Origin of the sequence: Saccharopolyspora sp. 6M (assembly GCF_020176775.1) — a bacterium.
Taxonomy (GTDB): domain Bacteria; phylum Actinomycetota; class Actinomycetes; order Mycobacteriales; family Pseudonocardiaceae; genus Saccharopolyspora_C; species Saccharopolyspora_C gregorii.
The window spans coordinates 1-14,831 of record NZ_JAIUJZ010000052.1 but is presented as its reverse complement, the minus strand read 5'-3'; the positions used below and the strand labels follow the sequence as shown (position 1 = coordinate 14,831).

Below are 14,831 nucleotides of genomic sequence, written 5' to 3'. Positions count from 1 at the left end.
GTCAGCGGCGAGGGGCGGTTCGGTCGCCCCGGTCGGTGCCGGCGAGCCGGTCGTCGCCGGTGGGGTCCGCGTCCGGACGGCAGCCCGGGCACAGCCCCCAGAACACGATCTCGGCCTCGTCCACCGCGAACCCGGCCGGATCGACCGGGTCGAGGCAGGGCGCGGCGCCGAGCGCGCAGTCGACGTCCTCGGTCCGCCCGCACGCCCGGCACACCAGGTGGTGGTGGTTGTCGGCGGTCCGGGACTCGAACCGGGCGGGATGCCCGGCCGGCTCGATCCGCCGCAGCAGCCCGGCGTCGGTGCAGGCGTGCAGCACGTCGTAGACGGCCTGGGTGGAGACCGAGCCCAGTTCCGGCCGCACCGCGTTCGCCGCCTGGTCGGCGGTCGAGTGCGGGTGACCGGCCAGCCAGCGCAGCACCGCGATCCGCGGCCGGGTGGCCCGCAGCCCGCTGGCGCGCAACCGCTCGCGGAGGCGGGCCGAGTGCCCGTCCGCGTGGTCGACGCCCCTGGTCGCGGGGCCGCTGCGCTGGTTCATGGCCCCACCATTGTGCCACGAAAAAACTGGAACGAGTCAAAAGAGCCCCGTCCGGCCCAGCGGTGCCCGATCGCCCCGCCCGCGCCCGTGGTCGAACGGGCCGCGCGGGGCCCGATCACAGGTCGAGTTCGCGGAGGGTGCCGTGCAGCCGGTCGATCAGGGGGCGGCGGCGGGCCAGCAGCGCCGCGGCCTCCGGGTCGGGGTGCGCGGTCCGCTCCGGCCGCACCAGGCGGGCCGCGTGCTGCAACGAGTCGAGCTCGCCGAGCGCCCGCCAGCCCAGCAGCACCGCTCCCAGCCCGGAGCCGCCGCTGCTGTCGGTGAGTTCCAGGTCCATGTCCAGCGCCGCCGCGATCGCCGCCGACCACACCTCGCTGCGGAACCCGCCGCCGGTGGCCCGCACCGCGCGCACCTCGGCGCCCGCGTCGAGCACCGCCTCCTTCACCAGCGCCAGCTGCTGCGCCACGCCCTCCACGACGGCCCGGGTGATCTCGGCGCGGCCGTGCGAGCGGCGCAGGCCCACCAGCGCACCGGTCAGCCCCGCCTCCCACCACGGCGCCCGCTCCCCCAGCAGGTAGGGCAGCGCGAGCAGCCCGTCGGCGCCGGGCGGCACCGCCAGCGCCTCGTCGAGGAGGTCGGCGACGTCCACGCCGAACGCCTCCGCGGCCCACTGCCCGACGACGGCGCCGTTGCTCACCGCACCGCCGATCACCCACAGCCCGTCGGCGAGGGCGTAGCTGAACGTGCGGCACCCCGCGTCCACGCCGGGCCGGTCCCGCACCACGCGCAGCGCCCCGCTGGTGCCCAGCGACAAGCCGGCCACGCCCGGGCTGATCGCCCCGGTGCCGAGGTTCCCCAGCGGCCCGTCCCCGCCGCCCAGGGCCACCGGCAGCCCCGACGGCAACCCGGTGGCCGCCGCCATCGACGCGGTCAGCGGCAGCACGTCCGTCGGCGCGAGGATCCGCGGCAGCTGCTCGGCGCGGACCCCTGCCACCTCCAGCGCCGGGCCGTACCAGTCGAGCGCGTGCACGTCCTGCAACCCGCTGCCGGAGGCCAGCGAGGAATCGGTGGTGAACCCGTCGGCGAACGCGCCGAACACGTAGTCCTTCAACGCGCACCAGCGCTCGACGCCGCGCACCAGGTCCGGCCGCTCCCCGGTCAGCCAGGCGAGCTTCACCATCACCGATTGGGTGTGCACCGGCGTGCCGGTGGCGCGGTGCAGCTCGGCGGCGGACGGGTCGGCGCGCAGCCGCACCGCGACGTCCGCGGCGCGGGTGTCGGCCCAGTTGAACGCGGGGGTGGCGGGTTCTCCCGCCGAGTCGAGGCCGACGAGGGTGTGCATGGCGGTGCTGAACGACAGCCCGCGCACCTCGTGCCCGTGCTCGCGGGCCCAGCTCGCGCAGTCGGTGAGCGCCCGCACGGCGGCGTCGCGCACCTGCCGCGGGTCCTGCGTCGCCTCGCCGGTCTCCTCGGTGCGCAGCGGGTAGCCGCGCTCGGTCCGGTGCAGCACCTCCGCGTCCGCGGTGGCGGCCACCACCTTCGTCGCCGTGGTGCCGAGATCGATGCCAAGGACGACGGGTGCGGGGCTCATGCCCCCAACCTAACCGGGCGCGGTGGCGGGTCCCCGCGTGCCGGTCAGCGGCCCGGCGCGCGGACCACGAGGGAGGCGAGGTCGATGCCGATCTCGAACGGCTCAACGGTTTTGAACATCCCACCCCCTTCGAACTGGGGCTCGTATCCGCCGTCGCACAGCCGAAGTGCGGTGAGCGTCACCGAATCGTCGATCTCGATGATCCAGTAATGCGGAATACCCGCCTGGGCGTACTCCTGCACCTTCACCAACCTGTCGATACGCCCGGACCCGGGTGACACGACCTCGACGGCGAGCACGACATCGGCGGCGATCAGCCGGTTCGGATTCGCGTCGAAGGCCTGCGTGGACGCCATGATCACATCCGGAATCCGGACCGTCGCAGGGAAGCCGCCGCCGATCACGACTTCCACATCCGGCAGCACCTCCCATTTCACCGGGAGTTGCGCGTCCAAGATCGCCGTCAGGCGTTTGATGACACGCTGGTGGACGGCCGCTGCTTTCGGGGACACCTGGAGGACGCCTTCCTGGAGCTCGTAGCGCCGCGAGTTGTCCTCGGGGAGCTCGTCGAACTCCGCCAGCGTCAGCAGGTGGTCGGGCCAACTCATCACGGACATACCTCCGGAATCGGCACGTTCGAACAGCAGCTCGACCGGGTATCCCTGAAGATCACCAGGCCGGGTGGTGGGCGCCACCCGCTCGTGAGAGTAGAAGGGCGCCTCCCTCCCGGCCAAGAGGAAGGCGCCCGTCAGCGAGCCCGCGAGATCACTTCACCAGCGTCTCGGCGATCTCGTAGGTGTTCAGCGCGGCCCCCTTGCGCAGGTTGTCCCCGCACACGAAGAAGTCCAGCGAGTTGGTGAAGTCCAGCGACTGCCGCACCCGGCCCACGTAGGTCGGGTCGGCGCCGACCACGGCCGCCGGGGTGGGGAACTCCAGCTCCTCCGGGTCGTCCTGCAGCACGATCGTCGGCTGCGCCTCGAACACGCGGTGCGCTTCGGCGACGGAGACCTCGCGCTCGAACACGGCGTGCACCGCGAGCGAGTGCGTGGTGACGACGGGGACGCGCACGCAGGTCGCGGAGACCTTCAGGTCCGGGATGCCGAGGATCTTGCGGGACTCGTTGCGGACCTTCAGCTCCTCGGAGGTCCAGCCGTCGTCCTTGCGGGAACCCGCCCACGGCACCACGTTCAGCGCCAGCGGCGCCTTGAACGGCGTCTCCGCCGGGAGCCCGGCCGCGGCCAGCGCCTCGGCGACGTCCCCGGCGCGCTCCCCGACCTGCTTGCCGGCCAGCGCCGCGATCTCGGCGTGCAGCCGGTCGATGCCTTCCTGGCCCGCGCCGGACGCGGCCTGGTAGGAGGACACCACCAGTTCCTTGAGCCCGAACTCGCGGTGCAGCGCACCGAGCGCGGCCATCATGGACAGCGTCGTGCAGTTCGGGTTGGCGATGATGCCGCGCGGGCGCTGGTGCACCTGCTCCGGGTTGACCTCCGGCACCACCAGCGGGACCTCGGGGTCCAGCCGGAACGCCCCGGAGTTGTCGACGGCGATCGCACCGCGCTCGGCGGCGATCGGCGCCCACCGCTCGGAGATCTCGTCCGGCACGTCGAACAGCGCGATGTCCACGCCGTCGAACGCCTCCGGGGCGAGCTCCACCACGGTCAGCTCCTGGCCGCGCACGGTGATCTTCTTGCCCGCGGAGCGCGCGGAGGCGATCAGCCGGATCTCGCCCCACGGCACGGATTCGCGGTCGTTGATGATGTCGATCATGACGGTGCCGACGGCACCGGTGGCGCCGACGATCGCGACGGTGGGTGCCATCAGATACCACTCCCCGCGTACACCACGGCCTCTTCCTCGCCACCGAGCTCGAAGGCGCCGTGCAGCGCCCGCACCGCGTCGTCCAACTGGGTGTCCCGGATCAGGACCGAGATCCGGATCTCCGAGGTGTTGATGATCTCGATGTTGACGCCGGCGTTGGACAGCGCCTCGCAGAACGTGGCCGTCACCCCGGGGTGCGAGCGCATCCCCGCGCCGACCAGCGAGACCTTGCCGACGTGGTCGTCGTAGACGACCTCCTCGAACCCGACCTCGTCCTTGATCTTCTCCAGCTCGGCGACGGCCTCCGAACCGTTGTCCCTGGCCACGGTGAACGTGATGTCGGTGCGCCCGGAGCTGCTGCCCGAGACGTTCTGCAACACCATGTCGATGTCGACCTCGGCGTCCGCGACCACGCGGAAGATCTTGCCCGCCACGCCTCGGTTGTCCGGCACACCGCGCACGGTGACCTTGGCCTCCGACCGGTCGTGCGCGACGCCGGTGATCATCGCCTGTTCCACGGAAAGGTCCTCCACTGAGCCGGACACGATCGTTCCGGGCTTGGGTGAGTACGACGAGCGGACGTGCAGCGGGACGCCGTAGCGGCGGGCGTACTCGACCGCGCGCAGGTGCAGCACCTTCGCGCCGGTCGCGGCCATCTCCAGCATCTCCTCGTAGGTGACGCGCTCCAGGTGCTTCGCGTTCGGCACGATCCGCGGGTCTGCGGTGTACACGCCGTCGACGTCGGTGTAGATCTCGCACACGTCGGCGTTCATGGCCGCCGCCACCGCCACCGCGGTGGTGTCCGAGCCGCCCCGGCCGAGCGTGGTGATGTCCTTGGTGTCCTGCGCGACGCCTTGGAAACCGGCGACGAGCACCACCTGCCCCTCGGCGAGCGCCTCCTGCACCCGGCCCGGGGTCACATCGATGATCCGCGCGTTCTGGTGCGCCGAAGTGGTGATCACCCCGGCCTGCGAGCCGGAGAACGACCGGGCCTGCTCGCCGAGCGCCTCCACCGCCATCGCGACGAGCGCGTTCGAGATCCGCTCCCCCGCGGTCAGCAGCATGTCCAGCTCCCGCTCGGGCGGGGACGGGTTCACCTGCTGCGCCAGGTCGAGCATCTCGTCGGTGGTGTCGCCCATCGCCGAGCACACGACCACGACGTCATTGCCCGCCTTGCGGGTCTCCACGATGCGTTCGGCGACCTTTTTGATCCGGTCGGCACTTTCCAGCGAGGAACCGCCGTACTTCTGGACGACGAGCGCCACGTGAAACTAACCTCCTCGCGCCGTTCCTCGGGTATGGGTGCCCGGAGGAAGCGGTCGTCCCGGGTGCGGGAGTGGTCCCGCACTGACGCCGGTGGACGAAGAGCACCAGCGCGGCCACACCGAGTTAGTCGGCGCACCGGGGAGCCCCGCGACCAGCGAGAAGCAGCTTCGACCCGGCAGGTCGAGCGGCCCGTGACTGGTCGCTCCGCTGCTGCGCCAGCCTACCGAACCGTTACCGCCCAGACCCATAGCCGTGACTGACGACTAACCTGTCAGGCCGGTTTGTCGACAAGGGCGGAGGAGCGGGTTGTCCACCACTCCGGAGGCGGTCGGGCCACGACATCCCCAGCCCGCCGAGAGCATCCACGACCAGCGAGAACGTCCCGCCCAGCGATGGTGGGAACGGGCCCGCGACGGGGCCGCGGACCTCGGCGCCCGGTGGGCCTTCCTGGCACCCGGTGTGGTTTACCTCGCAATCCGGCTGTTCGGCCTGCTGGTGCTCAGCTGGCTGTCGGCGGCCAACGACGAGACCCTCCGCGACAACCTGCGCGCCTGGGACGGCGAGTGGTACCTGGAGATCGCCGCGCACGGCTACGGCGGCGTCTCGGACAGCATGGTCGACGGCTACGGCCACCGGTCCCCGGAGACGCCGCTGGCGTTCTTCCCCGGCTACCCGGTGCTGGTGCGGCTGGTGCGCTCGTTCCCCGGCTTCGGGCTGGACGGGGCCGCCACGACGGTGAGCCTGATCGCCGGGATCGTCGCCGCCTACGGCCTGGCCCGGATCGGGCGCTCCGTCGGCGGCACCCGCGGAGTGGGGCTGTTCCTGGTGGCGCTGTTCGCGGCCTCGCCGATGTCGGTGACGCTGTCCATGGCCTACTCGGAGGCGCTGTTCTGCGCGCTGGCGGTGTGGGCGCTGGTGGGGGTGCTGGAGCGGAACTGGGCGCTCGCCGGGCTGTGCTGCGCGGCCTCCGGGCTGGTGCGGCCGACCGCGGCGGCGTTGATCGGCGTCGTGGGGCTCGCCGCGCTCGTCGCGCTGTTCCGGCGCGAGGACGGGTGGCGGCCGCTGCTCGGCGCGGTGCTCGCGCCCGCGGGCATGGTGCTGTACGTGGGGTGGGTCGCGGTGCAGACCGGGGAGCTCGGCGGCTACTTCGCGCTGCAGCAGCGCGGCTGGTCCTCCGCGTTCGACGGCGGGGTCGCGACCGGGAAGTTCATGCTCGAAACGCTGTCCGAGAACAAGTCCGTGCTGGAGACGTTCACGGTGTGGATCGTGCTCGCCGCGCTGGTGCTGCTGGTGCTGTGCGTGCGGGCGCGGATGCCGTGGCCGCTGGTGCTGTTCGCGTTCGCGGTGCTGGCGATGGACCTCGGCTCGGACGGGCTGATGTACTCGAAGGTGCGGCTGCTGCTGCCCGCGTTCCCGCTGCTGATCCCGGTGGCGATCGGGTTGGCGAACCGGCGCACGACGACCGCCGTGTGCTCGACGGTGCTGATCGTGTGCTTCGGCGCCTGGTTCGGGGCGTACGCGCTGACGGCGTGGTCGTACGCGATCTGACGGTGAACAGGAGGCCGGAGTGACCGAGGTGTTCGAGATCCCGGACGGCAAGGCGGCCGACTCGTCGGCGCCGCTGCACCCGCTGCTCGCGGCGCGGTGGAGCCCGCGGGCGCTGGACCCGGCGGCGGAGCTCGGCGACGGGGAGCTCCGCGCGCTGTTCGAGGCGGCCCGCTGGGCGCCGTCCTGGGGCAACACGCAGCCCGCCCGGTTCCTCGCCGGGCGCCGCGGCGAGCCGGTGTTCGACCGCATCCACGGCACGCTCTCCCGCGGCAACAAGGGGTGGGCCGCGGCGGCGGCCGCGCTGGTCGTCGGGCTCGCGCGGACCACCGACGACGAGGGGGAACCGCTGCCCTACGGCGAGTACGGGGTGGCGCTCGCGGCGCAGAACCTGGTGCTGCAGGCCGTCGCGGAGGGCCTGGTCGCCCACCAGATGGCCGGGTTCGACCGGGACGCGGTGCGCGCCGAGTTCGCGGTGCCGGACGGCTTCGAGCCGGTCGTGGCGATCGCGGTCGGCAGGCTCGGCTCCGCCGACGGCATGCCGGACCGGCTCCGGGAGAAGGAGGCCGCACCGCGCTCCCGCAAGGCGCTGGCGGACCTGGTGTTCACCGAGCGGTGGGGCGAACCGCTGTTCTGAATCCGGCGCCCCGGTCTGTTTTCACAGGCCCGCGACGTCCCCCGACCGGCCCGGATCGGGGGAGCACAGCGGTCCGGGCAGTGACGCGCGGTAGATCGGTGGGGTATGACTCTCACTCGTGTGGACGAGCCCGAGAGCGGCGGCGGAGGCGCTGGACCGCGCCGACGAGCTCGCCGCGCTGCGCGCCCGCTACGCCCTGCCCGCGGGGGTGATCCGGCTCGACGGCACCAGCGGCGGGCCGCGGCCGCGCGCCACCTCGGCCCGGCTTCGCGAGTTCGTCGAGAACCGGCGGGAGCTCCGCGCCCCCGAACCGCAGGTCGACGCGGGGCTGCACCGGCAGGCCCGGCTCGCGGCGGCCGAGCTGGCGCCGCTGATCGGAGCGCTGCCCGCGGAAGTCGTGGTCGCCGATTCGGCGTCGATGAACCTGTTCAACGCGCTGCGCGCGGCGGCGGGGCTGCGGCCCGGGCGGCGGGTGCTGGCGGTGGACGCGCACGACTTCGCCGCGGACCACTACTTGGCCCGCTCGGCCGCCGATTCCGCCGGGTGCGAGCTGCGCTTCGTGGACGATCCGGCCGAGCTGCCCGCGCAGCTCGACGACCAGGTGGCGGTGGTCGCGCTCTCGCACGTCGACCCGCTGTCCGGGGAGGTGCGCGACGCGGCGGAGCTGACCGCCCTGGCGCACCGGCGCGGTGCGCTGTCGCTGTGGGACCTGAGCCATTCCGCGGGCGCGGTGCGGGTGGACCTGCGCGGCTGGGCCGCGGATTTCGCCGTCGGCTGCGGATACCGGTACCTCGGCGGGGGCTCCGGGGCGCCCGGCTTCTCGTTCGTCGCGCAGCGGCGGCGCGCGGAGCTCGCCGAGGTGGCGCCCGGCCGCGGCGGGTTCGGGGCGATGCCGCCGACGTTCTCGATCACCGAGCTGCGGGCCGGGCTGGCCGCGCTGTCCGGGGCGGACCCCGGGTCGCTGGCCGCGAAGTCGACCGGGCTGGCCGAGTTCTTCGTGCGCTGCCTGCGGGAACTGCCGGTGGCGGTCGCACCGGTGCCGGTGTCCGGCGCGGGGCGCGGCGCGCACGTGTGCGTGATGCACCGGCGCGCGCACGACGTGGCGCAGGAGCTGTCGTCCCGCGGGGTGGTCGTGGACCTGGCCGGGCCGGGCCGGCTGCGCTTCGGCTTCGCCCCGACGTGGTTGCGCTACGCGGACGTCCAGGAGGCGGCCGACCACTTCGGAGCGGTCCTGGCGGAACTCGCCCAGCGCCGCTGATCCGTCCGGTCAGGACACCACTTCGGTGTAGACGTCGGTGAGCTTGTTGCGGAGGTTGTGCGCGGGCGCGTCGGGCTGGATGCGCAGCTGCCGGGCGGCGGTGCGCAGGGTCGAGACGATCCGCTGCGTGTGTTCGAGCCGCAGGTCGTCCCCGCCGCGTTCGATCAGCAGCGCCCGCTCGGTCGCGGCGTCCACGAGCCGTTCCAGCACGATGATCGACGGCCACCACACCTCAGCGGCGCGCCCCACCGCGGCCGGTTCCATGAGCTGCTGCTGCAGCGCGGTGCGCAGGTCGGACAGCTCCCGGTAGGTGCGGCGGCGCAGCGCGGAGCGCCCCTGCACGCGGCCGGCCATGGACAGCGACACGTACTCGGAGACGGTGTCGACGGCGTCGGCGAGCCTGCCCGCGAGCGCGGGGCTGCGCCCCGGCGGCCACATCAGGTAGCCGACGACGAGCACGAGCACGCAGCCGAGCAGCGAGTCGACGAGCCGGACCCGGGGCAGCTGGTCGGCGAACAGGTCGCTCTGGTGCATCTGCAGCAGCACGATCGTGGTGACGACCATGGTGAACAGCCCGTAGTGCCTGCTGAGCGCTTCGGGGACGAACGCGGCGACGAGCACGGTGACGAGCGCGAGCCCCCAGCCGGGCGGCACGGCCAGCAGCAGCGCCCCGGCGACGACCACGCCGACGAGCGAGCCGATGCCGCGCAGCACGGTGCGGGCGAACACGGACCCGGAGTTGGGTTTGAGCACCAGCGCCACGGTCATCGCGATCCAGTACGAGTTCTGGAACTGCAACGCGATCCCGATGCCTTCGGCGACGGCGAGGCACAGCACCATGCGCAGCGTCAGCAGCCAGCCGGTGCGCCCGATGCTGATGTCGCTGCGCCACAACCGCAGCCGCTCCCAGGTGCCGAGGCGCGCCCGGAAGTCGGGGACGTCGGCTCGCTTCGCGCGGCGCCAGGAGTCGATGAGGTCGGTGAGCCCCTGGTCCAGCGCGTGCACCATGATCGAACCGGAGGTGGCGGGCCGGTAGGGCGGCACGGTGCCGCCGTCCCGCACGCACCGCGCGATGGAGCGCATCGCGTCGAGGGTGCGGTCGGTGGGCCGGATGCGGGCGTGCGCGAGCGCCACGGAGGCTTCGACGACGGGCGTGGCGCGGGTGAGCACCACGTAGAGCCGGTCGTGCACGCGGCTGCGCGAGATGGAGGCGCCGCCGACGAGGATGTCGTGCGCGTTGTTGAGCGCCCGGGTGAGCTCCTGGCGCGCGTTGATCGCCGCGTCGGTGCCCGCGGCGTCGAACAGCTTCAGCAGCGCGTCGAAGACGCGGGCGACGGCCCCGCGCGCGGGCGCGGCCCGGCGGAACGGCCAGGTGGCGGCGACCAGCGCCAGCAGCAGCACCTCCCCCGCCACGAACCAGCCGATCTGCTCGCCCACCGGCACGCCGGTGGTGACGTGCCCGGTGGCGACGACGCAGAAGGTGAGCATCTGGGCGCCCGCGGCGGCGCACAGGTCGTTGACCCGGCTGGCGAGCACCGAGGGCACCGCGACGGCGACGACCACCGCGGCCGCCCACAGCGGGCTCGGGGCGACGACGCCGACGGCGAAGCCGAAGCCGCCGCTGAGCACGGTGAGCCCGACCCGGCGGATGCGGTACCGGTAGGAGCCGGTGAGGTCGGAGAAGCTGGCGCACAGCGCGCCGAGCGACACGAGCACCGCTTCGTCGAGCTTGCCGACGCCGAGGCCGACGAGGGTGGGGCCGCCGATGCCGAGGGCGGCGGCGACGATCCGCGTCCAGTCCAGCGGAAGCGGCGCGGGCCGCAGCATGCGGAGCAGCCACGCGGGCAGCAGCGCGCGGGTGGCCCTGGTGGTTCCGGCGAGCGCTTCGGTCCGTGTCACGCACATCCCTCTCGCTGGTGGGGAATCCGCGCTCCACGCCGAGCGGCTGAGTGCGTGCATTGTCACGCCGCTCAGCCGCTGTTCCACCGGCTCCGTGCAAGCATCACACGTTGCGGTGCATCACATCACCGGGTCGGGGCCGGCTGATCGCCCGTCAGCCGAACGCCCGGATGATCCGGACCACGATGGACGTGAGGACCAGCCAGAAGATCGCGGCGATGCCGAAGTTCACCAGCACCGCCAGCTGCGGGTCTTCGGGCGTGAACAGGTCCGCGAAGCCGAGCGCGAGCGGTTGCGACCAGTCGGCGACGAACCGGGTGATGCCGTTGTCCGGGTTGGCGCCGCCGACGGTGAGCACCACGTGGACGGTGAGCACCAGCGCGATCAGCGTGCCGATCCAGCGGGCCACCGAGGCGATCGCTCCGACGGCCTTGGCGCGGCTCTGCGCCCAGTCGTGGGTGCGGCGCAGCCGCCGTCGCCCTCCGCTGGGCAGGTCGCTTTCCTGCGCACCGGTGGTCGCCCCACCGACGTTCTCCGACATACCCGGAAGTGTGACACGCGACAACTCACCAGAACTACCACCCAGTAGCCCCCGTGTCCGCCTCGTGACCCGGGTAGCGGCCGTCAGCCGAAGACGCGGGCGAGGAGGCTGGTGACGAGGACCCAGAACAGGGCCGCGAGGCCGTAGTCGAGGAGCAGCTGCAACTGGGCGTTGGTCGTCTTCACCAGCCCCGGGAAGAAGAGGGCCAGCGGTTCGGCGGCGCCGCGCACCGAGTCGGCGAGCCCGTTCTCGCTGGGCAGTCCGAACAGCACGAACACGATGTGCAGCACCAGGATGACGGCGAGCAGGAAGCCCGCGCCGTTGATCAGGGTGGCGATGCCGGAGCGCCCCTTTTTCGCAGCCATGATCCCAGTCTGCCCCGCCCGGCGGCGCCGGTGTTCCGCCGCCCGGCGGTCGCGGACCGACCACCCTGTGGGACGCCGGGGTTGCGTCGTGGGCACCCGTTGCGGTTAACCTGGCGGACGTGGCACGCGTTCTCCTGCTTCGCCGCCGCGACGGGGTCAGTTAGGCCGGCCCCTCGTCGCGGGGTAGCAACCTGCCGGTCTGCGGTTCTGACATCCGACCAGCAGCAGGAGACGAACACCCGATGACTTCGCCGCAGGAACCCCAGGCCCCCTTCGCCGGCCGGGTACGCACGCCTTCCCGCCAGGCCCCCGCCGACCAGCAGCCCTGGAACCCGCAGCGCGGCTCCGCGATGCCGTACCACCGCTACCGCCCGTTCCACGAGCTGGTCGAGGACGTGTCGCTGCCGGACCGCACCTGGCCGGACCAGCGCATCACCCGCGCTCCGCTGTGGTGCGCGGTGGACCTGCGCGACGGCAACCAGGCGCTGATCGACCCGATGTCGCCCGCCCGCAAGCGCCGCATGTTCGACCTGCTGGTCGGGATGGGCTACAAGGAGATCGAGGTCGGTTTCCCGGCGGCCAGCCAGACGGACTACGACTTCGTCCGCGAGATCATCGAGGACGGCGCGATCCCCGAGGACGTGCGGATCCAGGTGCTGACGCAGTGCCGTCCGGAGCTGATCGAGCGCACCTTCGCCTCCCTGGAGGGCGCGCCGCGCGCCATCGTGCACGTGTACAACTCGACGTCGATCCTCCAGCGCCGCGTGGTGTTCCGCGAGGAGCGCGAGGGCATCAAGAAGATCGCGAAGATGGGCGCCGAGCTGGCCCTGGAGTACGCGGGCAAGTACCCGGACACCGACTTCCGCTTCCAGTACTCCCCCGAGTCCTACACCGGCACCGAGCTGTCCTACGCGGCCGAGGTGTGCGACGCGGTCACCGAGATCTGGCAGGCCACGCCGGAGAACCCGGTGATCCTGAACCTGCCCGCGACGGTCGAGATGGCCACGCCGAACGTGTACGCCGACTCCATCGAGTGGATGCACCGGAACCTGGCGCGCCGCGACTCGGTGATCCTGTCGCTGCACCCGCACAACGACCGCGGCACCGGCATCGCTGCCGCGGAGCTGGGCTACCAGGCCGGGGCGGACCGCATCGAGGGCTGCCTGTTCGGCAACGGCGAGCGCACCGGCAACGTGGACCTGGTGGCGCTGGGCATGAACCTGTTCAGCCAGGGCATCGACCCGCAGATCGACTTCTCGGACATCGACCACGTCAAGCGCACCGTGGAGCACTGCAACCAGCTGCCGGTGCACGAGCGGCACCCGTGGGGCGGCGAACTGGTCTACACGGCGTTCTCCGGCAGCCACCAGGACGCGATCAACAAGGGCCTGGAGGCGGTCCGCGTCGAGGCGGAGCGCGCCGGCGCCGACGTGGCCGACCACCCGTGGGAGGTCCCGTACCTGCCGATCGACCCGAAGGACGTGGGCCGCAGCTACGAGGCCGTGATCCGGGTGAACTCGCAGTCCGGCAAGGGCGGCGTGGCGTACGTGATGAAGAGCGAGCACCAGCTGGACCTGCCGCGCAAGCTGCAGATCGAGTTCTCGAAGCTGGTGCAGGCCCGCACCGACTCGGACGGCGGCGAGGTGTCGCCGAGCGCGATGTGGCAGGTGTTCTCCGAGGAGTACCTGGAGCCGCGCTCCCCGCTGGAGCTGGTGTCCCGCACCCTCAGCGGCGAGACCGGCCACGAGACGGTCACCGCGAAGGTCGTCGTGGACGGCAGCGAGCAGGAGATCACCGGCACCGGCAACGGCCCGATCGCCGCGTTCGTGGACGCGCTGAGCACCATCGGCCACGACGTGCGGGTGCTGGACTACAACGAGCACGCGCTGACCGCGGGCGACGACGCGCGCGCCGCCTCCTACCTGGAGTGCGCGGTGGGCGACGAGGTCTTCTGGGGCGCGGGCATCGACACCTCCACCGTCACCGCCTCGCTGCGCGCGGTGGTCTCGGCGGTGAACCGGGCGCACCGCTGAGCCCGGCGCACCGCTGAACCGAGCGGACCGCTGAACCGAGCGGAAGGGCCGCGTCGGCGCACGGAATCCCGTGCGCGGGCGCGGCTCTTCGCCGTTCAGCCCCGGTACCGCCCGCGGGCGACGGCGGCCAGGAAGTCCGTCCACTGCGGACGGTCGAAGGACAGGTGCCCGGCGGCGCGGTCCTTGGAATCGCGGACGGCCGCGCCATCCGGAAGACCACCCACCTCGACGCACTGGCCACCGCCGTTGCTGTAGCTGCTGGTGCGCCAGTTCCGCGGTAATCCGCCGCCCACGATCTCCTCCTCCGGTCAGGCCGCGTGCCGATGGCGCAGTTCGTCGAGCCTGCGCCGGGAGACGCGCGGGTCCAGCGCACTCGCCCGCAGGTGCTCGAAGACCTGCCGGTAGCGGTCCACCTCCGCGGCCTCTTCGAGGTAGCTCGCCCCGCTGAGATTGTCCAGGTACACCACCGGGTCGTACAAGGTCGCGAAGTCGAGCATGGTGAACGCGGTGCCCATCGCGACGTGCGTGCCGATCTCGAACGGCAGCACCTGCACGGTGACGCCGGGGCGCTCGGACATCTCGCGCAGGTGCTCCAGCTGCGCGGACATCACCTCGCCGTCGCCGCAGCGGCGGTGCAGCGCGGATTCATCGACGATGGCCCACAACGCGAGCCCGTCACCGAGCCGCTGCTGCCTGGCGACCCGGACCTCCGTCCGGCGCCGCACCAGATCGTCCGGCAGGTCCGGAGCCCACGACTCGATGATCGACCGGGCGTAGTCCTCGGTCTGCAGCAGTCCCGGAACCAGGTCGATCTCGAAGTTGCACACCGACGCGGCCTCCGACTCCAGCTCCACGTAGTCGCCGAAGTAGTCCGTCAACGCGTCGTCGTACGAGCGCCACCAGCCGCGCTTCTTCGCCTGCTTGCACAACCCCACCAGGAACTCCGCCAACTCGCCGTCGACCTCGTAGATGGCGCACAGGGCTCGCACGTCCGGAACGCTGACCGAGGTCATCGCGGTCTCGATCCGGGAGACCTTGGAACGACTCCAGTCGAGCTCGCGCATCACGTGCTCGACGGAGATGTCACCGCGTTCCTCGCGGAGGCTGCGGAGCTTCGCTGCGAGTCGACGACGGGCGACACCGGGCTTGTTCGACATGGCGAGCACCGTACCGGATCAATTTTCCATTACCGATCGGGTGAATTACCGCAATAGCACGCGTGTGCAACGTTGCACAGAATGGCCGATCACTGCCACAGTCCCGATCACCACTTCCGAACGGCCGCCGCTGCGACGGGAATCCACCTCCCCTTCCCCGGCGCGGGGCGGCTCCAGGGGCCGGTGAGC

Annotated in this window: 14 protein-coding genes; 4 read left to right on the top strand and 10 right to left on the bottom strand. The window is 72.3% G+C overall.

Going from position 1 to position 14,831, the window contains the following annotated elements:
- Position 1: 1 nt before the first annotated feature.
- The 5 genes from LCD31_RS08900 to LCD31_RS08880 form a co-directional block, all read right to left on the bottom strand.
- The gene (locus LCD31_RS08900) at positions 2–535 is read right to left on the bottom strand and encodes a Fur family transcriptional regulator (RefSeq protein ID WP_224957215.1); all 534 of its coding nucleotides are present in this window, start codon (positions 533–535) and stop codon (positions 2–4) included.
- Positions 536–650: 115 nt separating this feature from the next.
- Entirely contained in the window at positions 651–2,123 is a 1,473-nt protein-coding gene (locus LCD31_RS08895; protein WP_224957213.1) for a gluconokinase, read from the bottom strand.
- Between the two features lie 44 nt (positions 2,124–2,167).
- Positions 2,168–2,818, bottom strand: a complete 651-nt coding sequence (locus LCD31_RS08890; RefSeq protein WP_224957212.1) for a Uma2 family endonuclease — start codon at positions 2,816–2,818, stop codon at positions 2,168–2,170.
- 70 nt (positions 2,819–2,888) lie between these two features.
- Positions 2,889–3,941: an aspartate-semialdehyde dehydrogenase gene (locus LCD31_RS08885; protein ID WP_224957211.1), complete on the bottom strand. Its 1,053-nt coding sequence runs from the start codon at positions 3,939–3,941 to the stop codon at positions 2,889–2,891.
- Entirely contained in the window at positions 3,941–5,206 is a 1,266-nt protein-coding gene (locus LCD31_RS08880) for an aspartate kinase (protein ID WP_224957210.1), read from the bottom strand. The genes LCD31_RS08885 and LCD31_RS08880 overlap by 1 nt, the downstream gene beginning before the upstream one ends.
- A gap of 307 nt (positions 5,207–5,513) precedes the next feature.
- Between LCD31_RS08880 and LCD31_RS08875 the strand changes: the two genes are divergently transcribed.
- The 3 genes from LCD31_RS08875 (at position 5,514) to LCD31_RS08865 (ending at position 8,647) form a co-directional block, all read left to right on the top strand.
- Positions 5,514–6,755 carry a hypothetical protein gene (locus LCD31_RS08875; protein ID WP_224957209.1) on the top strand — a complete coding sequence of 414 codons (1,242 nt, stop codon included), beginning with the start codon at positions 5,514–5,516 and terminating at the stop codon, positions 6,753–6,755.
- A gap of 19 nt (positions 6,756–6,774) precedes the next feature.
- On the top strand, positions 6,775–7,389 hold the full coding sequence (locus LCD31_RS08870; protein WP_224957208.1) for a nitroreductase family protein: 615 nt from the start codon (positions 6,775–6,777) through the stop codon (positions 7,387–7,389).
- A gap of 118 nt (positions 7,390–7,507) precedes the next feature.
- On the top strand, positions 7,508–8,647 hold the full coding sequence (locus LCD31_RS08865; RefSeq protein WP_224957207.1) for an aminotransferase class V-fold PLP-dependent enzyme: 1,140 nt from the start codon (positions 7,508–7,510) through the stop codon (positions 8,645–8,647).
- A gap of 9 nt (positions 8,648–8,656) precedes the next feature.
- Here LCD31_RS08865 and LCD31_RS08860 read toward each other — a convergent pair whose 3' ends face one another.
- The 3 genes from LCD31_RS08860 to LCD31_RS08850 all read right to left on the bottom strand — a co-directional run bounded on the left by LCD31_RS08860 (position 8,657) and on the right by LCD31_RS08850 (position 11,452).
- On the bottom strand, positions 8,657–10,546 hold the full coding sequence (locus tag LCD31_RS08860; RefSeq protein WP_224957206.1) for an FUSC family protein: 1,890 nt from the start codon (positions 10,544–10,546) through the stop codon (positions 8,657–8,659).
- Positions 10,547–10,700: 154 nt separating this feature from the next.
- On the bottom strand, positions 10,701–11,087 hold the full coding sequence (locus LCD31_RS08855) for a hypothetical protein (protein WP_224957205.1): 387 nt from the start codon (positions 11,085–11,087) through the stop codon (positions 10,701–10,703).
- Positions 11,088–11,170: 83 nt separating this feature from the next.
- Positions 11,171–11,452, bottom strand: a complete 282-nt coding sequence (locus tag LCD31_RS08850) for a hypothetical protein (protein WP_224957204.1) — start codon at positions 11,450–11,452, stop codon at positions 11,171–11,173.
- A gap of 242 nt (positions 11,453–11,694) precedes the next feature.
- On the opposite strand from LCD31_RS08850, the gene leuA reads away from it, so the two are divergent.
- The gene (leuA, locus tag LCD31_RS08845) at positions 11,695–13,485 is read left to right on the top strand and encodes a 2-isopropylmalate synthase (protein WP_224957203.1); all 1,791 of its coding nucleotides are present in this window, start codon (positions 11,695–11,697) and stop codon (positions 13,483–13,485) included.
- A gap of 95 nt (positions 13,486–13,580) precedes the next feature.
- Here leuA and LCD31_RS08840 read toward each other — a convergent pair whose 3' ends face one another.
- Entirely contained in the window at positions 13,581–13,778 is a 198-nt protein-coding gene (locus LCD31_RS08840; RefSeq protein ID WP_224957202.1) for a DUF397 domain-containing protein, read from the bottom strand.
- Positions 13,779–13,793: 15 nt separating this feature from the next.
- Positions 13,794–14,642: a helix-turn-helix transcriptional regulator gene (locus tag LCD31_RS08835; RefSeq protein WP_224957201.1), complete on the bottom strand. Its 849-nt coding sequence runs from the start codon at positions 14,640–14,642 to the stop codon at positions 13,794–13,796.
- Positions 14,643–14,831: the final 189 nt, after the last annotated feature.

Excerpts from the sequence above, each read along its gene's own strand:
- leuA (WP_224957203.1), top strand. The coding sequence starts at position 11,695 with ATGACTTCGCCGCAGGAACCCCAGGCCCCCTTCGCCGGCCGGGTACGC.
- LCD31_RS08885 (WP_224957211.1), bottom strand. The coding sequence starts at position 3,941 with ATGGCACCCACCGTCGCGATCGTCGGCGCCACCGGTGCCGTCGGCACC.
- LCD31_RS08900 (WP_224957215.1), bottom strand. The coding sequence starts at position 535 with ATGAACCAGCGCAGCGGCCCCGCGACCAGGGGCGTCGACCACGCGGAC.
- LCD31_RS08855 (WP_224957205.1), bottom strand. The coding sequence starts at position 11,087 with ATGTCGGAGAACGTCGGTGGGGCGACCACCGGTGCGCAGGAAAGCGAC.
- LCD31_RS08850 (WP_224957204.1), bottom strand. The coding sequence starts at position 11,452 with ATGGCTGCGAAAAAGGGGCGCTCCGGCATCGCCACCCTGATCAACGGC.
- LCD31_RS08895 (WP_224957213.1), bottom strand. The coding sequence starts at position 2,123 with ATGAGCCCCGCACCCGTCGTCCTTGGCATCGATCTCGGCACCACGGCG.
- LCD31_RS08835 (WP_224957201.1), bottom strand. The coding sequence starts at position 14,642 with ATGTCGAACAAGCCCGGTGTCGCCCGTCGTCGACTCGCAGCGAAGCTC.